The sequence below is a fragment of the Maribacter antarcticus DSM 21422 genome, assembly GCF_000621125.1.
In the GTDB taxonomy this organism is placed as follows: domain Bacteria; phylum Bacteroidota; class Bacteroidia; order Flavobacteriales; family Flavobacteriaceae; genus Maribacter; species Maribacter antarcticus.
The window spans coordinates 75,655-95,783 of record NZ_JHZC01000019.1 but is presented as its reverse complement, the minus strand read 5'-3'; the positions used below and the strand labels follow the sequence as shown (position 1 = coordinate 95,783).

At 37.9% G+C, this 20,129-nt stretch carries 15 protein-coding genes, 5 tRNA genes and 1 pseudogene; 1 reads left to right on the top strand and 20 read right to left on the bottom strand.

Annotation, left to right across the window (positions count from 1 at the left end):
* A pseudogene (locus tag Q360_RS23500) lies at nt 1-1,559 on the bottom strand (gliding motility-associated C-terminal domain-containing protein); the annotation flags it as partial.
* A gap of 313 nt (nt 1,560-1,872) precedes the next feature.
* Between Q360_RS23500 and Q360_RS0114875 the strand changes: the two are divergent.
* Nucleotides 1,873-3,462, top strand: coding sequence for a peptide chain release factor 3 (locus Q360_RS0114875; RefSeq protein WP_027077788.1), 1,590 nt, complete (start codon nt 1,873-1,875; stop codon nt 3,460-3,462).
* A 34-nt stretch (nt 3,463-3,496) separates the two neighbouring features.
* Here the strand turns inward: Q360_RS0114875 and Q360_RS0114870 are convergent, their stop codons facing one another.
* The 19 genes from Q360_RS0114870 to Q360_RS0114780 all read right to left on the bottom strand — a co-directional run bounded on the left by Q360_RS0114870 (nt 3,497) and on the right by Q360_RS0114780 (nt 20,129).
* Nucleotides 3,497-3,811, bottom strand: a complete 315-nt coding sequence (locus Q360_RS0114870; RefSeq protein WP_027077787.1) for a DUF3467 domain-containing protein — start codon at nt 3,809-3,811, stop codon at nt 3,497-3,499.
* Nucleotides 3,812-3,871: 60 nt separating this feature from the next.
* A complete protein-coding gene (rpoC, locus tag Q360_RS0114865; RefSeq protein ID WP_027077786.1) occupies nt 3,872-8,170 on the bottom strand; it encodes a DNA-directed RNA polymerase subunit beta' in 4,299 nt (1,432 codons plus the stop codon).
* A 58-nt stretch (nt 8,171-8,228) separates the two neighbouring features.
* Nucleotides 8,229-12,038, bottom strand: a complete 3,810-nt coding sequence (rpoB, locus tag Q360_RS0114860; protein WP_027077785.1) for a DNA-directed RNA polymerase subunit beta — start codon at nt 12,036-12,038, stop codon at nt 8,229-8,231.
* Between the two features lie 132 nt (nt 12,039-12,170).
* Entirely contained in the window at nt 12,171-12,545 is a 375-nt protein-coding gene (gene rplL, locus Q360_RS0114855; RefSeq protein ID WP_027077784.1) for a 50S ribosomal protein L7/L12, read from the bottom strand.
* 50 nt (nt 12,546-12,595) lie between these two features.
* Entirely contained in the window at nt 12,596-13,111 is a 516-nt protein-coding gene (gene rplJ, locus Q360_RS0114850) for a 50S ribosomal protein L10 (protein ID WP_027077783.1), read from the bottom strand.
* 25 nt (nt 13,112-13,136) lie between these two features.
* A complete protein-coding gene (gene rplA / locus Q360_RS0114845) occupies nt 13,137-13,826 on the bottom strand; it encodes a 50S ribosomal protein L1 (RefSeq protein ID WP_027077782.1) in 690 nt (229 codons plus the stop codon).
* Between the two features lie 18 nt (nt 13,827-13,844).
* The gene (gene rplK, locus Q360_RS0114840) at nt 13,845-14,282 is read right to left on the bottom strand and encodes a 50S ribosomal protein L11 (protein ID WP_027077781.1); all 438 of its coding nucleotides are present in this window, start codon (nt 14,280-14,282) and stop codon (nt 13,845-13,847) included.
* Nucleotides 14,283-14,348: 66 nt separating this feature from the next.
* Complete coding sequence (gene nusG, locus Q360_RS0114835; RefSeq protein ID WP_027077780.1) at nt 14,349-14,900, bottom strand: transcription termination/antitermination protein NusG; 552 nt, start codon at nt 14,898-14,900, stop codon at nt 14,349-14,351.
* Nucleotides 14,901-14,910: 10 nt separating this feature from the next.
* Nucleotides 14,911-15,099, bottom strand: coding sequence for a preprotein translocase subunit SecE (gene secE, locus Q360_RS0114830; RefSeq protein WP_027077779.1), 189 nt, complete (start codon nt 15,097-15,099; stop codon nt 14,911-14,913).
* Between the two features lie 128 nt (nt 15,100-15,227).
* A tRNA-Trp gene (locus tag Q360_RS0114825) sits at nt 15,228-15,300 on the bottom strand.
* Nucleotides 15,301-15,423: 123 nt separating this feature from the next.
* Nucleotides 15,424-16,608: an elongation factor Tu gene (gene tuf, locus Q360_RS0114820; protein WP_027077778.1), complete on the bottom strand. Its 1,185-nt coding sequence runs from the start codon at nt 16,606-16,608 to the stop codon at nt 15,424-15,426.
* A gap of 55 nt (nt 16,609-16,663) precedes the next feature.
* A tRNA-Thr gene (locus tag Q360_RS0114815) sits at nt 16,664-16,735 on the bottom strand.
* A 184-nt stretch (nt 16,736-16,919) separates the two neighbouring features.
* A tRNA-Gly gene (locus Q360_RS0114810) sits at nt 16,920-16,992 on the bottom strand.
* Between the two features lie 45 nt (nt 16,993-17,037).
* Nucleotides 17,038-17,119, bottom strand: a tRNA-Tyr gene (locus tag Q360_RS0114805).
* Between the two features lie 30 nt (nt 17,120-17,149).
* Nucleotides 17,150-17,223 (bottom strand) — tRNA-Thr (locus Q360_RS0114800).
* Nucleotides 17,224-17,325: 102 nt separating this feature from the next.
* Nucleotides 17,326-17,628 (bottom strand): ribosome hibernation-promoting factor, HPF/YfiA family, encoded by a 303-nt coding sequence (gene hpf, locus Q360_RS0114795; protein WP_027077777.1) that lies wholly within the window; start codon nt 17,626-17,628, stop codon nt 17,326-17,328.
* 51 nt (nt 17,629-17,679) lie between these two features.
* Nucleotides 17,680-18,570, bottom strand: coding sequence for a tyrosine-type recombinase/integrase (locus Q360_RS0114790; RefSeq protein WP_027077776.1), 891 nt, complete (start codon nt 18,568-18,570; stop codon nt 17,680-17,682).
* A 92-nt stretch (nt 18,571-18,662) separates the two neighbouring features.
* Nucleotides 18,663-18,857 (bottom strand): 30S ribosomal protein S21, encoded by a 195-nt coding sequence (gene rpsU / locus Q360_RS0114785; RefSeq protein ID WP_027077775.1) that lies wholly within the window; start codon nt 18,855-18,857, stop codon nt 18,663-18,665.
* A 102-nt stretch (nt 18,858-18,959) separates the two neighbouring features.
* Nucleotides 18,960-20,129 carry an acyl-CoA dehydrogenase family protein gene (locus Q360_RS0114780; RefSeq protein ID WP_027077774.1) on the bottom strand — a complete coding sequence of 390 codons (1,170 nt, stop codon included), beginning with the start codon at nt 20,127-20,129 and terminating at the stop codon, nt 18,960-18,962.

Here is a 20,129-nt window from a genome sequence, read left to right as displayed (position 1 = left end):
GGAAGGTCGTTGGCAGGGTCATCTATTTCGTCATTCACATCGAATCCGTCGTTCACATCACTACCCTCGTAGCCGTCGTCAAGTCCATCGCCATCCGTATCCAACCCAGTAAAAGTCTGGTCAGGAACGCCATCAAAGTTGAAGTCGTTGCCCTCGTTGTTATCAAGAACCGTATCGTTATCACTATCGCTATCAATATAATCCGGCTCGTCCGTGCCGTCCGTGTTTACCGATAAAATACCGTCGTTGTCCGTGCCTTCGTAAGCATCGTCCAATCCGTCGTTATCACTGTCGTTCTTACTCGGTGCAATATAACCATCAGTCGTCTGGCCTTCCACATTATCAGGTATACCATCGTTATCACTGTCAATATCCACTCTATTCGGATACCCATCCCCATCAGAATCGATATCCGTATTGAAGGTTATGGTTTGCGGATTAGTGTAATTGTTTAAACAAGAAAACTGGATGCCAGACTGCCTAGGAACATTTGTAGTGAAATTATCAGTACCTGAAGCTTTTATACCAAATCTGAAGATAAATGTTGAGGTATTGACAAATTCCACGGCAACATTTACCTGCTGGTTCACATTAGAAATTCCAGTATATTCCATTGTTCCACCATTGATTAATAAACCTCCTCCTGTATTTTCAACAGTTATATCCTTAGGTTCGTCAAAGGTATAACTAGCAGGGGTATCAAATCTATTAAACTCTTGAAAGCGTACATTACCATCGACATCCAAAAAATTAGCAATTAATTCACTTAAAACTATAGCACTATTAGTGCCAGCGCTTACGAGTGTTATCCTTAAATCCACATATGGATTTCTATTCTCGCTAGTGGTTGTAAAGAAAATCTCAGGTTTAAAAAACTCAGGGTCTACTGAATTTTGGTCAAGTGTACTGATTTCACCATTCACAACCTCGTCAATAGTAACTAAAGCATCTAAACCATCTGCAATACCGGCAAACCTATATACCGAACCTTGTTCAAATGCATTACCCGATTCTAAGGTAGGTTCATTACTGAAGTTTAAATTGGGTATTGTTTCACAGTCAAAATCTGTACTCAATATGCTAGATTCAGAACTGTCTAAAAGACCGTCTCCATCCGAGTCCAAGTCGATATAATCAGGCACTTCATCGCCGTCAGAATCAATTGGGTTTAGACCGTTAGCGCCTTCATAACTGTCATCCAATCCATTTCCGTTTCCATCTTGATTTGAAGGAGCTACAAAAGTAGCCGCCGGTTGAGCCTCAATATTATCAGAAATACCATCATTGTCGGAATCAAGATCAAGATTATCAAAAATACCATCACCGTCACTATCGGTATTAAACCCTTCAATCGTATCTAGAATACCATCTCCATCATCATCAATGTCATGATTATCTGGAACACCATCCCCATCCGTATCCATAGTTAATGATGCTTCCAATACCACATTTGCATAAATGGGATGTATACCAAATAATAAAAATATGGTAATACAAGCTGCTGAAATTCTAATACAGCAACTAGCTAGAAGATAAATTGAAAAAAATTTTCTTTGCATAACGACAGTTTAATTAAAACTTATCACCATGACGTATAGGATTTTTTTTGGCAGGATGTGGGACTTCCTTTGTTGAAATGAAACGCAAGATACTGGTAATATGACTAGCTTCTTTGCATCTCGGATAACTTGTTAATAAATCTCCATGAAATACAGAGTACAAAAAAATGAAGCTAGCTATTATATTTGTTCTTAAGACATAATATTATAATTTTTGTCACATTTGGCTGGCTAAGTATAGAAGAAATCTTCACTAAATTAACACTGGGTAAAACCCTCAAATTCATGTATTTTTGAACTCAAATTTCATAAAATGAGCTTTAAGGAAGAAATAGAAAGAAGACGAACTTTTGGAATTATATCCCACCCTGATGCCGGCAAAACCACATTAACAGAAAAATTACTACTTTTTGGGGGAGCAATTCAAGAAGCAGGAGCGGTGAAGAATAATAAAATAAAAAAAACCGCAACAAGTGATTTCATGGAAATTGAAAGGCAAAGGGGAATATCCGTTGCAACCTCTGTTCTAGCTTTTATATATAAGGATAAGAAAATAAATATCTTAGATACCCCAGGGCATAAAGATTTTGCCGAGGATACCTTTAGGACGTTAACAGCAGTGGATAGCGTGATTGTCGTAATCGATGTAGCCAAAGGTGTTGAGGAACAGACCGTAAAACTAGTTGAAGTTTGCAGAATGCGAAACATACCTATGTTAGTGTTCATTAACAAACTGGACAGGGAAGGACAAGATGCTTTTGACCTGTTAGATGAGCTAGAACAAAAATTAGGGCTGTCGGTTACGCCATTAAGCTTTCCTATAGGCATGGGTTACGACTTCAAAGGCATTTACAATATTTATGAAAAAAACATCAATCTCTTTAGTGGGGATAACAAAAAAAACATAGAAGACACCATAGCATTTGACGACCTAGAAAACCCTGAACTAGAACAAATAATAGGTGCCAAGGCAGCGAAGGAATTACGTGAGAATTTAGAATTAGTATGGGGAGTATATCCAGCATTCGATAAGCAATTGTATTTAAAAGGTGAGCAACAGCCAGTTTTCTTTGGCTCTGCGCTGAATAATTTTGGCGTACGGGAATTACTGGATTGTTTTATTCAAATAGCTCCACCACCCAGACCAAAAATGGCGGAGGAACGGTTAGTTCAAGCAAACGAAAAAGAACTCACAGGATTCGTTTTTAAAATTCATGCGAATATGGACCCAAAACATCGAGATCGTTTGGCGTTCGTTAAAATTGTATCTGGAACTTTTGAACGAAACAAACCTTACCTGCATGTACGACAGGATAAAAAGTTAAAATTCTCAAGTCCCAATGCATTTTTTGCTGAAAAGAAAGAAATCGTAGATATTTCGTATCCAGGTGATATCGTTGGATTACACGATACGGGCAACTTCAAAATAGGCGACACACTAACCGAAGGCGAATCCTTACACTACAAAGGGATTCCAAGCTTCTCACCAGAGCATTTTAGATACATAAATAATGCTGACCCTATGAAGTCAAAGCAGTTGTATAAAGGAATAGACCAATTGATGGACGAAGGTGTTGCCCAACTTTTTACACTTGAACTGAACGGGCGTAAGATTATAGGCACCGTAGGCGCACTGCAGTTTGAAGTTATACAGTATCGCTTAGAACATGAATATGGTGCAAAATGTAGTTATGAAAATTTTCCGGTATACAAAGCTTGTTGGGTTGGAATAGAAAATAGAAAAAGTAATGAATTCAACGACTTTATTAGAGTAAAGCAAAAGTTTTTAGCTAAAGACAAGAGGGGCCAATTGGTATTCTTGGCCGATTCTCAATTCTCGCTACAGATGACCCAAGCCAAATATCCGTTAGTTAAATTACACTTTGTATCGGAATTTGAATAAAAAAAATCCCGACTAGTTATTAGTCGGGATTTTTTTATGCTTCTCCTATTGGTCCAAAATTTATGGGAACTGGAGTTTGTTCATAATCTTTAATCGTACCATGTGCTTTTTCAAAACGTTGTACATTATCATTTAAAGCTTTAAGAAATTTCTTTGCATGTTGCGGTGTAAGTACTATTCTGCTTTTCACTTTAGCCTTAGGAGCCCCTGGCATCATACTTATAAAATCAACTACAAATTCAGATACAGAATGATTGATAATTGCCAAATTAGAATAAATACCTTCTGCCGTCTTTTCGTCAAGCTCTATATTAATTTGCTTTTGATTTGATTTTTTTTGGTCACTCATGTCGAAAATATTAGATAATCATAAAAAAAACCCCCAATTAGAAATTGAGGGCTTCACTATTTAAAACTTTAAGGCTTCTTTTCTAGCCATAATTTCATCATATTCTTCTTTGGAACCTACGATTATGCTCTCGTAATCTCTCATTCCAGTACCTGCCGGAATTCTATGTCCTACAATCACATTTTCTTTCAGTCCTTCTAAAGTATCTACCTTACCACTTACAGCAGCCTCGTTCAATACTTTTGTTGTTTCTTGGAAAGAAGCAGCAGATATAAACGATTTTGTTTGAAGCGATGCACGTGTAATACCTTGCAGTATAGGAGTAGCTGTCGCCGCAACGGCATCTCTAGCCTCAACCACGGTCTTATCATTCCGTTTCAATAAAGAATTTTCATCTCTAAGTTCACGTGGAGTTAAAATTTGACCAGGCTTCAAGTTTTGTGATTCACCAGCTTCCATGACTACTTTCTTACCGAAAATTTCATCATTCTCTTTAATAAAATCAGCTTTATGAATTAATTGGTTTTCCAAGAAAATAGTGTCTCCCGGATCAACAATTCTTACTTTACGCATCATTTGCCTAACAACAACCTCAAAATGCTTGTCATTTATTTTTACACCTTGTAAACGATACACTTCTTGAACTTCGTTCACTAAGTACTGTTGTACAGCTGATGGCCCTTTAATCTTAAGAATATCTTCTGGTGTTGTTGAACCATCGGATAAAGACATACCTGCTCTTACATAATCATTTTCTTGTACAAGAATTTGATTTGAGAGCTTCACTAAGTATTTCTTCACCTCGCCCAACTTGGATTCGATAATGATTTCGCGGTTACCTCTTTTGATTTTACCAAAAGACACAACACCGTCAATTTCAGAAACTACCGCTGGGTTTGATGGATTACGCGCTTCGAATAATTCAGTTACCCTTGGAAGACCACCGGTAATATCCCCTGCTTTTGCAGATTTACGTGGAATCTTAACCAATATCTTACCTTCTTTAATCTTATCGCCGTCATCGACCATAAGATGCGAACCTACCGGTAAGTTATACGAGCGTAGGGTTTCTCCTTTAGCATCTTGGATAAGTAACGTAGGTATCAACTTCTTATTCCTTGATTCTGAAATTACTTTTTCTTGGAATCCAGTTTGCTCATCAATCTCTACTTGATATGTAACACCTTGGTCAATATTTTCGTAGGCAATTTTACCAGGAAATTCAGAAACAATAACACCATTGTATGGATCCCATGAACAAATTACATCCCCTTTAGCCACTTTAGCACCGGTTTTAATAAACAGTTGCGATCCGTAAGGAATATTATTTGTGCTTAGAGTAATTCCTGTTTTAGCATCTACTACTTTTATTTCCGAGGTTCTTGATATTACGATTTTAGCGAGTTTCCCTTCGGAGTCCTCACTTGTTACCGTTCTCATATCCTCAATTTCTGCAATACCAGCAAATTTAACTTCTAGTTTATTGTCCTCAGAAATGTTACCAGCAATACCACCAACGTGGAACGTACGCAGCGTTAACTGTGTTCCGGGTTCTCCAATAGATTGCGCAGCAACTACACCAACAGCCTCACCTCTTTGAACCATTTTGTTAGTAGAAAGATTCCTACCATAACATTTGGCACAAATTCCTTTTTCAGCTTCACATGTTAATGCCGAGCGCACTTCAATTCTTTCGACTGGAGAAGCCTCCACTTTTTTAACGTCTGACTCCATTATCTCTTGATCCGCAGTTAACAGAATTTCTTGAGTTAAAGGATCGTATACATCATGTAAAGAAACACGGCCAAGAATTCTTTCGCCAAGTGTCTCAACAACCTCTTCATTCTTCTTAAGTGCTGCAACCTCTACACCTCTTAGAGTCTCACAATCCTCTATATTGATAATAACATCTTGTGAAACATCTACCAATCTTCTCGTTAAATATCCTGCATCTGCAGTTTTTAATGCTGTATCCGCAAGACCCTTACGCGCACCGTGTGTAGAGATGAAGTATTCCAAAATTGAAAGACCTTCCTTAAAGTTAGAAAGAATAGGATTCTCAATTATCTCACCACCACCAGCAGTCGATTTCTTAGGTTTTGCCATTAGTCCACGCATACCTGTTAACTGACGAATCTGCTCCTTTGAGCCCCTTGCACCAGAATCAAGCATCATATACACCGAGTTAAAACCTTGTTGATCTTCACTGATACGCTTCATAGCCAACTCGGTTAGCATAGCGTTAGTTGAAGTCCAAACATCAATAACCTGGTTGTAGCGTTCGTTATTCGTAATCAGACCCATATTATAGTTAGCCATAATACCGTCAACCTGTTGGTTGGCGTCCGCAATCATTTCAGGTTTCTCTTTAGGAATAATAATATCACCCAAACTAAAGGAAAGACCGCCTTTAAAAGCGAAATCATAACCCATAGTTTTAATTTTATCCAAGAAATCTGCTGTTGTTGGAACATCGGTAACAGCCAATATACCTCCAATAATATCTCTTAACGACTTTTTGTTAAGTACATCATTAATATACCCAGCTGCTTCTGGCACCTCCATATTAAACAGAACTCTACCTACGGTTGTTGGTATAATCTGGTTAACCAATTCACCCTCTTCATTGAAATCTTTTGCTCTTACCTTTATACCTGCATTCAGGTTAACCATGCCTTCATTAAAAGCAATTTCAACCTCTTCATAAGAGTAAAATGTCATCCCTTCACCTTTAATTGGTACTTCAGGAGTCGATTTTCTTTCTTTAGTCATATAATACAGACCCAAGACCATATCCTGAGAAGGTACGGTTATCGGAGAACCATTTGCAGGGTTCAATATGTTGTGCGAAGCTAACATTAATAGTTGCGCTTCTAAAATAGCCTCTGGTCCTAATGGTAAATGCACTGCCATTTGGTCACCATCAAAATCCGCATTAAATGCAGTACATACCAACGGGTGTAAACGAATCGCTTTCCCTTCTATTAATTTCGGTTGAAATGCCTGAATACCTAAACGGTGAAGCGTAGGTGCACGGTTCAATAGTACAGGATGTCCCTTTAACACGTTTTCAAGGATATCCCAAACTACAGGCTCCTTTTTGTCTATTATCTTTTTAGCAGACTTTACAGTCTTGACTATACCCCTTTCTATCAGTTTTCGGATAACGAATGGCTTGTACAATTCGGCAGCCATATCTTTTGGAAGTCCACATTCGAATAATCTCAATTCTGGACCTACAACGATAACAGAACGTGCAGAATAATCAACACGTTTACCTAACAAGTTCTGACGGAAACGCCCTTGCTTACCTTTTAATGAATCTGAAAGAGATTTTAACGGTCTATTAGATTCTGTCTTAACAGCAGAAGCTTTTCTTGTATTATCAAAAAGTGAATCAACTGATTCTTGAAGCATACGCTTCTCGTTACGCAAGATTACCTCTGGGGCCTTTATCTCTACCAACCGCTTTAAACGGTTGTTACGTATGATTACTCTTCTGTATAAATCATTCAAATCTGAAGTTGCGAAACGACCACCATCCAATGGCACCAATGGACGTAATTCTGGTGGTATAACCGGAATAACTTTCATAATCATCCATTCCGGTTCGTTTTCCCTATTTTCCTGCGACTCCCGCAATGCTTCAACAACTTGAAGTCGTTTTAAAGCCTCGGTTTTCCGCTGCTTTGAAGTCTCTGTATTTGCCTTGTGTCTTAGACTAAAAGACAACTCTTTTAAATCGATTCTTGCTAAAAGATCAATCAAACATTCCGCACCCATTTTAGCGATAAACTTATTAGGGTCAGAATCTTCCAAATACTGATTCTCTGGTGGAATAGTTTCCAATATATTCAGGTACTCTTCCTCAGTCAAGAAATCCATATTATTGATTTCTTCCCCTTCTGGACCTTTAGCGAGGCCTGGCTGAATGACTACATAACGTTCATAGTAAATAATCATGTCCAATTTCTTGGAAGGCAATCCAAGTAAATATCCTATTTTATTAGGAAGCGAACGGAAATACCAGATATGGGCAACAGGAACTACTAAATTGATATGTCCTACCCTATCTCTACGTACTTTCTTTTCTGTAACCTCTACACCGCAACGATCACAAACAATACCGCGATAGCGGATACGCTTATACTTTCCACATGCACATTCGTAATCCTTTACAGGACCAAAAATACGTTCACAGAAAAGACCGTCACGTTCTGGTTTGTGCGTTCTATAGTTGATGGTTTCAGGCTTTAAAACTTCACCTCTGGATTCTGCCAAAATTGCTTCTGGTGAAGCTAATCCTATGGAAATTTTATTGAACCTTTTTATTGGGTTATTATCTTTTATTCTAGCCATAATAGCGTGCTGATAATGATTTTAAATGTGTTTTCAAATAGTTTCTAAAACTATAAACTTATTCCTCAAGTCTAATATCCAAACCTAATCCTTTAAGTTCGTGCATTAAAACGTTGAAAGATTCTGGTAAACCAGGTTCTGGCATGGTCTCACCTTTTACAATGGACTCATAGGTCTTAGCCCTTCCGATGACATCATCCGATTTAACGGTTAATATCTCACGTAATGTTGCAGATGCGCCATAGGCTTCCAATGCCCATACTTCCATCTCTCCAAAACGTTGACCACCAAACTGAGCTTTACCACCCAATGGTTGTTGCGTAATTAAAGAGTAAGGTCCTATTGAACGTGCATGCATCTTGTCATCAACCATATGCCCTAACTTCAGCATATAAATGACACCAACTGTAGCGGGTTGATCAAAACGTTGACCTGTACCTCCATCAAAGAGATAGGTATGACCAAATCTTGGAATTCCTGCCTCATCTGTATATGCATTAATTTCATCAAGTGTAGCACCATCAAAAATTGGAGTTCCAAATTTCTTGCCTAATTTAAGTCCAGCCCAGCCCAATACTGTTTCGTATATCTGACCAATATTCATACGGGATGGTACTCCTAAAGGATTCAATACGATATCTACAGGCGTTCCATCTTCAAGGAACGGCATATCTTCCTGACGCACTATTCTTGATACAATACCCTTATTACCATGACGACCCGCCATTTTATCACCTACTTTAAGCTTGCGCTTTTTAGCAACATAAACTTTAGCCAGTTTCATGATTCCAGCTGGCAACTCATCCCCTACAGAAATAGTAAACTTATCTCTCCTTAAGTTTCCTTGAAGGTCATTCAGTTTTATCTTGTAATTGTGCAATAAGTCTGCAACAAAAGTATTGGTAACACTATCTGTTGTCCAGCTTCCGCTCACTAAATGCGCAAAATCGTCAACAGAGTTCAACATTTTCATAGAATACTTCTTGCCTTTTGGAAGTACTTCTTCGCCCAAGTCGTTCAACACTCCTTGAGATGTTTTCCCGTTTACCAAATTGAATAATTTCTCTACTAGGACATCTTTTAGCTCTTGGAATTTCACCTCGTATTCCAGTTCTAATTTAGAAAGCTCCTCCTTATCCTCTGAACGTTTTCTCTTATCTTTTACGGACCTTGAGAATAGCTTTTTCTCTATTACAACTCCTCTTAACGAAGGAGATGCTTTTAAAGATGCATCTTTTACATCACCAGCTTTATCTCCAAATATGGCACGTAATAATTTTTCCTCTGGAGTTGGATCAGATTCTCCTTTCGGTGTAATCTTACCGATTAAAATATCTCCAGGCTTTACTTCTGCTCCAATCCGAATCATTCCATTTTCATCCAAATCTTTGGTAGCCTCCTCAGAAACATTAGGAATATCATGTGTTAATTCCTCTGCACCAAGTTTCGTATCCCGAACTTCTAGAGAGTATTCATCGACGTGTATTGAAGTAAAAATATCCTCACGCACTACTTTCTCTGAAATTACGATTGCATCTTCAAAGTTATACCCTTTCCAAGGCATGAAAGCCACCGTAAGGTTTCGACCTAAGGCCAATTCTCCCTTTTCTGTAGCGTAACCTTCGCAAAGCACCTGTCCTTTATTAACCCTATCTCCCTTCTTTACGATAGGTTTTAAGTTGATACTAGTTCCTTGATTGGTTTTTCTGAACTTAACAAGAAAATAGGTTTTCTCATCCTCCTCAAAACTAATAAGTCTCTCGGCGTCTGTCCTATCATACTTGATTGTTATTTTTTGAGAATCTACATACTCTATAACACCATCACCTTCTGCGTTGATTAATACCCTAGAATCAGAAGCAACTTGTCTCTCCAAGCCAGTTCCAACAATTGGAGATTGTGGCTTTAATAAAGGCACAGCCTGACGCATCATGTTTGATCCCATCAAAGCACGGTTGGCATCATCATGTTCCAAGAATGGAATCAAAGATGCAGAAATAGATGCAATTTGATTTGGTGCAACATCGGTATAATTGATTTCAGAAGGATCGACTACTGGAAAATCCCCTTCTTCTCTTGCAATAACCTTAGCTGAATCTATTTGACCATTGGCTTTCAATGGAATGTTCGCTTGAGCGATTTTCATTCCCTCTTCTTCCTCCGCGCTTAGGTATACGAAGTTATCGATATCTACCTTGGACTTTTCTACCTTTCTGTATGGTGTTTCCAAGAAGCCCATTGGGTTAACTTTGGCAAAAACAGCAAGTGATGAAATCAAACCAATATTTGGACCTTCAGGAGTTTCTATTGGACATAATCTCCCGTAGTGCGTGTAGTGTACATCACGAACTTCGAAACCTGCTCTTTCCCTAGAAAGTCCACCTGGCCCTAGTGCTGATAATCTTCTCTTATGAGTTATCTCTGCTAATGGATTTGTTTGATCCATAAATTGAGACAATTGATTAGTACCAAAGAAAGAATTAATTACCGAAGACAATGTCTTGGCATTAATCAAATCTATTGGAGTAAACACTTCATTGTCACGTACGTTCATTCGTTCTCGAATTGTACGTGCCATCCTAGCTAAACCCACACCAAACTGAGATGACAACTGTTCTCCAACAGTTCTTACACGCCTATTAGAAAGGTGATCAATATCATCAATCTCAGCTTTTGAATTAATTAGTTCTATTAAATACTTAATAATAGTAATGATATCTTCCTTAGTCAAGACCTGCTTGTCCATTCCAATATCAAGGCCTAATTTCTTGTTCATTCTATAACGCCCAACCTCGCCTAAGTTATAACGTTGATCAGAAAAGAATAATTTATCTATGATACCACGCGCGGTCTCCTCATCTGGCGGTTCTGCATTACGTAATTGACGGTATATATGTTCAACAGCTTCTTTTTCAGAATTTGTTGGATCCTTTTGTAGTGTATTGTGAATAATAGAATAATCGGATTGCGCATTATTCTCTTTATGCAAAAGAACTGTCTTAACATCAGCATCCATTATCTCGGTAATATGTTCTTTCGACAAAATTGTATCACGATCTAATACAATCTCGTTTCTTTCTATAGAAACAACTTCACCTGTATCTTCATCAACAAAATCCTCATGCCAGGTATTTAATACCCTTGCGGCCAACTTACGGCCTAATACTTTTGTAAGTCCGGCCTTAGAAACTTTAACTTCCTCAGAAAGGTCAAAAATTTCTAAAATATCCTTATCACGTTCAAAACCAATAGCTCTGAACAAGGTAGTAACTGGCAATTTTTTCTTTCTATCGATATAGGCATACATAACGCCATTAATATCGGTAGCAAATTCTATCCAGGAACCTTTAAACGGAATTACCCTAGCAGAATATAACTTAGTTCCATTAGCATGGAAAGATTGTCCAAAGAAAACTCCTGGAGAACGATGTAACTGAGAAACAACAACCCTTTCAGCACCATTTATAACAAACGTACCGCTAGGTGTCATATAAGGGATAGTACCTAAGTACACATCCTGAACTATGGTTTCAAAATCCTCATGCTCTGGATCGGTACAATATAATTTTAACCTGGCCTTTAGCGGAACGCTATACGTAAGACCACGCTCTATACATTCTTGGATTGAGTATCTCGGTGGATCTATGAAATAATCCAAAAATTCCAATACAAACTGATTTCTAGTATCAGTTATTGGAAAGTTCTCCATGAAGGTGTTATACAAACCTTCATCACCTCTTTGATCAGATTTCGTTTCAAGTTGAAAAAAGTCTTGAAAAGATTTAATCTGAATGTCCAAAAAATCGGGATAAGCCGGTGTTTTCTTGGCGGATGCAAAATTTATTCTTTCAGTCTGATTTGTGAACATCTACGGACAGTGTTTTGATCGTGAGTACTATTGGGGTAATATATGCCATCATATACCTAATCCTATAAAAAGGTTTAGGTCTAAGCGCAAAAAGCGAAAAGACCTAAACCAGAAATACTATGGTTGTTGCTACTACTTAAGCTCAACTTCCGCTCCTGCTTCTTCCAATGATTTTTTAATACCTTCTGCTTCGTCTTTAGTAACACCTTCTTTTACTGCTTTCGGCGCACTATCTACGATGTCTTTAGCATCTTTCAAACCTAAACCAGTTAATTCCTTAACCAATTTAACAACTGCTAATTTAGAAGCACCTGCTGCTTTCAAAATAACATCAAATTCTGATTGCTCTTCAACAACTTCACCACCATCAGCACCACCAGCAGCAACAGCTACTGCAGCAGCGGCAGGTTCGATACCATATTCATCTTTTAAAATACCAGCTAACTCATTTACTTCTTTTACAGTAAGGTTAACTAATTGTTCTGCGAAATCTTTTAAATCTGCCATTTTCTATCGTTTAATAAAATTTTAAAATATACTTAGTTTATAATGCGTACTTATCTTTCAGATAATGTCTTAAGGATACCTGCTAGTTTACCACCACCAGATTTAAGTCCAGAAATAACATTTTTGGCTGGAGATTGTAATAATCCAATAATTTCGCCAATCATCTCCTCTTTAGACTTAATGCTCACAAGAGCATCCAAGTTTTCATCACCTATGTAAACAGCCTCTTCTACGAAAGCTCCTTTTAATAACGGCTTTTCAGATTTTTTCCTGAAACCCTTTATAAGCTTTGCAGGAGCATTAGCGACTTCTGAGAACATTAAAGAGGTATTCCCCTTTAATACATCTGGAAGCTCGCCAAACTCTCTATCAGAGGCTTGCATTGCCTTTGCAAGCAATGTATTCTTAACTACTGCCAATTTAATTTTAGCTTTGAAACAAGCTCTTCTCAAATCTGAGGTAGATTTTGCATCCATACCAGAAATATCCGCTAAATAAATAATGGAATTATCTGCTAACTGCGTAGTCAAATCTTGTATAACCGTTGCCTTTTCTTCTCTTGTCATAATTGAAATTTTTAACCAGCAGTGCTTAAACTGACTTTGGGTCTAATTGAACACTAGGACTCATGGTACTAGACATGAAAATACTTTTCATATATACCCCTTTTGAAGCGGTAGGTTTAAGCTTGTTCAAAGTTTCCAATAACTCTTTGGCGTTATCTGCAATTTTATCTGCCGAAAAGGAAGCTTTCCCCACTGCAGCATGCACAATACCAGTTTTATCAACTTTAAAATCAATCTTTCCTGCTTTCACTTCAGATACTGCTCTGGCAACGTCCATAGTTACCGTACCAGTTTTTGGATTTGGCATCAAACCTCTTGGCCCTAAAACACGTCCTAAAGGTCCTAATTTACCCATTACACTTGGCATGGTGATAATCACATCAACATCTGTCCAACCGCCTTTTATTTTATCCAAATACTCATCTAACCCTACGTAATCTGCTCCAGCTTCTTTAGCTTCTGCTTCTTTGTCCGGTGTTACCAACGCCAAAACCTTAACATCTTTACCTGTTCCGTGTGGAAGTGTAACAACACCACGTACCATTTGATTTGCTTTTCTTGGATCAACACCCAGCCGTACCGCAAGATCAATTGATGAATCAAACTTTGTATTGGTTATCTCTTTTATTAAAGCTGAAGCCTCGTCTACAGAGTATAGTTTATCCTTCTCTATTTTGGAATGTGCTTCTTTAAGCTTTTTTGTTAACTTTGCCATTTAATTGCTTTATAAGATTTAAAAAGGTCTTTTTCCTGAAACCTTCATACCCATTGAACGTGCCGTACCTGCAATCATACTGATTGCTGATTCTACCGTAAAGGCATTAAGATCTACCATTTTGTCTTCGGCTATTGCCTTAACTTGATCCCAGGTTACATTCCCTAATTTTACTCTGTTAGGTTCGCCAGATCCTTTTTTAATCTTAGCCGCTTCCAATAGCTGAACTGCCGCTGGTGGTGTTTTTACAAGAAAGTCAAAAGACTTATCCTTATAAACGGTAATAACAACTGGTAATACTTTACCTGGTTTATCCTGTGTTCTTGCATTAAACTGCTTACAGAATTCCATGATGTTAACACCGGCAGCACCTAAGGCGGGTCCAACCGGTGGCGACGGATTCGCTGCACCTCCCCTAACTTGTAGTTTAACTACTTTACCTACTTCTTTTGCCATTGTTTAAAATTAAATTGAAATTGTGCCAATGGAAGCGACACAACTTTTAAATATGTAACAATTATCTTATACTTTTTCTACTTGCATATAACTAAGTTCTAATGGCGTTTTTCTACCGAAAATCTTCACCATCACCTCTAGCTTACGCTTTTCCTCGTTTATTTTCTCTACAGTACCGTTGAATCCATTAAAAGGACCATCGATAACCTTTACAGTTTCTCCAAAAACGAAAGGAATGGCTACGCTGTCCGTGTTAACGGTCAGCTCATCTACTTTTCCTAACATCCTGTTTACTTCTGCCTTTCTCAAAGGAACTGGGTCTCCACCTTTAGTTTCCCCAAGAAAACCAATAACATTGGTTATGGAACGTATGATGTGCACCATCTCTCCACCCAAATTAGCTTTCACCATAATATAACCAGGAAAATAAACCCTTTCCTTATTAACTTTCTTACCGTTTCGAATTTGAACTACTTTTTCAGTAGGGACCAAAACATCTTCTAAATAGTCAGCAAAGCCATGACGCTCTACTTCACTCTCAATATAGCCTTTGATTTTATTCTCTTGACCACTAACAGCTCTCACTACGTACCATTTCTTATCCAATACTTCTGACATAGTGCTTACCTTAATTTAGAACGTTACTGAAATATAATTTAATAATTTTGCTAAAAACCGTATCAACTCCCCATGTAGCCAAAGCAAAAAGTATAGAAAATACAGCAACTACAACCATAAGGTTGGACGATTCTGCCCTGGAAGGTAATGTTACATTATTTCTTAACTCTTCTACTGCTTCTTTTATATATGTAATCATTTGGACTAAATTTTTAACCTACTAAAGAAAATTCTAAAATTTCATATCACTTTGAATAAGAAAAGAAACTTGGTTCAACCTTGCTCAATACAAAATTATCGTCTCGCTTACATTCTTCAAAAATTCCGCACGGGAGAAGAGACTCGAACTCCCGACACCTGGTTTTGGAGACCAGTGCTCTACCAACTGAGCTACACCCGTATTATAAAAGTATTCTTAATCTTAAAACATCATAAGAATACGCATTTTTATTTACATCGAAAGGTATCCGCTTTGTGGCGGACACCCCTATGATGTAACACTATTTTAAACTGTTCTTTAAAACTATAGAATCTTAGTAACCTGACCAGCACCTACAGTTCTACCACCTTCACGAATAGCAAAACGAAGACCTTCGCTCAGTGCGATTGGCTGAATCAACTCTACCGTGATTGTCAAATTATCACCAGGCATAACCATCTCAACTCCACTTGGTAGAGAAATGTTACCTGTAACGTCCGTAGTTCTTACGTAAAACTGTGGACGGTAGTTGTTATGAAATGGTGTGTGACGACCACCTTCTTCTTTCTTTAATACATAAACCTCAGCTTCAAATTTAGCGTGTGGCTTAACAGAACCTGGCTTACAAATCACCATTCCACGGCTAATTTGAGCTTTCTCAATACCTCTTAATAAGATACCAACGTTATCTCCAGCCTCACCTCTATCCAATATCTTACGGAACATCTCAACACCAGTAACCGTAGAAGACAACTTCTCAGCACCCATACCAATAATGTCAACTGCATCACCTGTATTTGCGACACCAGTCTCTATACGGCCTGTAGCAACAGTTCCACGACCAGTAATAGTAAATACATCTTCAACAGGCAATAAGAAATCCTTCTCGACATCTCTCTTTGGCAACTCAATCCAAGCATCAACGGCAGCCATCAATTCCATAACCGTGTCAACCCATTTTTGCTCGCCATTCAAAGCACCTAATGCAGAACCAGCGATTACAGGACCATTATCTCCATCATACTCGTAAAATGAAAGTAATTCTCTAATTTCCATTTCAACCAGCTCGATAAGCTCTTCATCATCAACCATATCCACTTTATTCATGAATACAACCATTCTAGGTATACCTACCTGGCGACCTAAAAGAATGTGCTCACGTGTTTGTGGCATAGGGCCATCAGTAGCAGCAACCACCAAAATAGCACCATCCATCTGAGCAGCACCAGTAACCATATTCTTTACGTAATCCGCGTGACCAGGACAGTCAACGTGTGCGTAATGACGATTTTCAGTAGAATACTCTACGTGCGATGTGTTGATAGTAATACCTCTCTCTTTCTCTTCAGGAGCGTTGTCGATAGAATCGAAACTTCTCATTTCAGAAAGACCTGCATTAGCCAAAACAGTTGTAATAGCTGCAGTTAATGTAGTTTTACCGTGATCCACGTGCCCAATGGTACCAATATTTAAGTGCGGTTTGGAACGGTCGAATTTTTCCTTTGCCATGTTTAATGAATTTTAATCTTAGTTTATATTAGTGTACAAATTTATTCTTCAATTGAGCCAATGACGAGATTCGAACTCGTGACCTCTTCCTTACCAAGGAAACGCTCTACCCCTGAGCTACACCGGCGTAAAGTGTTGAATTTACTCTGCAAAATTCAGAATAAATTCCTGCCTTCACAGGAATGACCATACTGTCAAATACGTTGGAATCAATCTCAAATGACAAATATCATTCTAAACTAATTCCATCAAAGCTTCAAAAGCTATTTTCTAACTACAACACAAACTACATGCCGTGGCAAGAAAATTAGAGCGGGAGACCGGGTTCGAACCGGCGACATTCAGCTTGGAAGGCTGACGCTCTACCAACTGAGCTACTCCCGCTTATTAATTTTCAAAATTTCAAACAAATACTCTTTATGTTAAAAGTGGGGAGAGCAGGATTCGAACCTGCGAAGACGTAGTCAGCAGATTTACAGTCTGCCCTCGTTGGCCGCTTGAGTATCTCCCCTTTTTAACCAGTATTTTTAAGAACTTATTGAGCCGATGGAGGGACTCGAACCCACGACCTGCTGATTACAAATCAGCTGCTCTAGCCAGCTGAGCTACATCGGCACTTTTATTGTGCTTTTCAACATAAAAAAGTCCGCTATTTCTAACGGACTGCAAATGTATTGATTTATTTGTTTATTCAAAACAAAATTTAAAAAATTTTACTCAAGCAATCAACCTTAATTTCTCTTTTCTTTTAATAAGCATTCTTTCCAAACAACTACATGCAGAATCTATTGCTTCTTCAAAAGTTTTACATTGCTTCTTAACCAAATATTTATCCTTAGGTATATTTACTTTTATTTCAACTATTTTGTTTGCCTTTCCAGCAGTATTCTCTACTTTCAAGTAAATATCGAAACTAATCACCTTATCGTAAAAAGTCTCTAGTTTATCCAAACGCTGTTGCAAAAAATCCAACATAGACTTATCTGCATTGAAATTAACGGATTGAGCATTTACTTTCATATGTTTTTGTTTTTGACATCCCTTTTATTCTCAGGACTGGATTAAACAACTCTACTTACCTGCCCTAGGATGCGCTAAAGCATGAACTTTTTTAAGTTCAGCTATACTATTGTGTGTATAGACTTGTGTTGAAGCTAAACTAGAATGACCCAATAATTCTTTTACAGAATTTAAATCAGCGCCTTTGCTAAGCAAATGAGTAGCAAACGTATGTCTTAATATATGAGGGCTCTTCTTTAACTTACAAGATATATCTGTAAAGTACTTATTTACAGTTCTATAAACAAGCGTTTCGTATATTTTATTTCCTGAACTAGAAATAAAAACATAGTTATTCTCCTCTTTACTATGTATTTTCTCACGCTCTCGGTAGTAGTTCAAAAAATGAGGCTTTAAACTATTGAGCATAGGAATAATACGCTCCTTTTTTCTTTTACCCAAAACCTTAATACTCTTGGTCTCAAAATCTACATGGCTTAACTTCAAATTAATAAGCTCTGCCCTACGCATTCCCGTTGCATATAGCAAATGAATCATAAGCTGATTGCGCTTGCCCTCAAAATCATTTGTGAATCCAAAAGCAGAAAGTACGGTCTCCATTTCAAGTTCAGAAAACGGAATCTCTATTTTTTTGGATATCCTTAATGACTTATGTTTAGCCAAAGGGTTCGTAAAAATACTTCCTGTTTTTTGTAAAAAACGATAGTATGCCTTGAGAGAGGCTATTTTTCTATTTATGGTTCTATTAGAAAGTCCGGCTTCGGACAGGGACACAATCCAACTTCTAATCACCACATATTGCACTTGATTTAAATCTGTAGTATCAAAATTATCCACATAAAAAACTGAAAATTCCGATAGGTCATTGCTGTAAGCAACAACCGTATGCCTAGAATAGTTCTTTTCTAGTTCCAGATAAGCAACAAAATCTTTAACAGCCATAAACCAAAGTTATCAAACCTTAGGTAAAATTAATCTTTTGACAAAAAAAAATCCCGCTAATTGCGGGATTTTAATATTTTCAACGGCAGTCTTTAGATTTCTTCTGCATCTCTTAAACCTTGTATGTACTCCGCTTTTTGCATTTGTGCTCTGCGCACTACTGAAGGTTTATTGAACTGCTGACGTTTTCTCAGCTGTCTCATTGTACCTGTTTTATCGAACTTTCGCTTGAAGCGCTTTAAAGCTCTATCTATATTCTCTCCTTCTTTTATCGGTATTATTAACATGGGCTACAACCTCCTTTCTTTAGTGATTAAGAGCGCAAATATAGAACTATTTTTAGTATTCAAAAGATTATTTAAACAATAATTCCAACGAATTTAAAAAACCTACTCCTTTGGCGCTTTATATTCCTTTTTATCAATTATAATCTTAGCTATAATTTCCCTTAATATTTCGGAAGTACCTCCTCCAATGGGTCCAAGCCTACTGTCACGGAACATCCTAGCCATTGGGTAGTCTTCCATATACCCGTAACCGCCTAGAAACTGTAAACATGAATAAATGACCTCATCTGCCATTTTAGTCGATTTTAGCTTTGAAATTGTGGCTTCCTTCACCATATACTCCCCTTTGTTCATCCCATCGACTACGTAGTAATTGTACTGTTTACACATTTCCATATCTGCATAAAGATCTACAAAACGATGGCGCAAAGCTTGATACTGATCGATAGTCTTCCCAAAAGTTTCTCGCTCAGACATATAATTAAGCGCATATTCCAAAGCATATTCTGCTCTAGCATGTGCATTTACCCCCATAATCAATCTTTCTAAAGCAAAGGCTTCCATGATAAATGTAAATCCGCTGCCCTCAGCTCCCATTAAATTAGATGCAGGCACTACCACATTATCTAAAGCAAGCTCAGCTGTATCAGAAGCTTTCCACCCTAATTTATTCAATTTATTGGCGGATACTCCGTCACTTTTTAGGTCAACAATAAGAATACTGATGCCCTTATTACCCAATTCGGGGTTCGTCTTTGCTGCTAAAATCACATAATCGGCATAAACACCGTTGGTGATAAAGGTTTTGGAACCATTAATGATGTAATTATCACCTTGTTTAATTGCTGTGGTGCGCATACCAGCCACGTCACTACCCCCGAAAGGTTCAGAAACGCCTAGACAGCCTACTAAGTCTCCATTTACAGATGGTTTTAAGTACCTATCTTTTTGATAGGCATTCCCGTTTTTGTTCAAATGAGTCATGGCAAGATACACATGTGCCCAAATAGCCGCAGCAAATCCTCCTGAATTAATTTTCTGCAATTCTTCTAGTAGCACAATGGTGTAGAACAAATCTAGGTCAAGGCCTCCATCCTTTTCTGAAGTGGCAAGACCAAAGAATCCCATTTCACCAAATTTCGGCCAAATAAACCTATCGATGGTGCCGGTCTCCTCCCACTTTTCTATATGGGGAACTACCTCTTTTTGTAAAAAATCCTTTAAACTCTCCCTAAATAATTGATGTTCTTCAGTGAAGTTCATTCGGTTCAT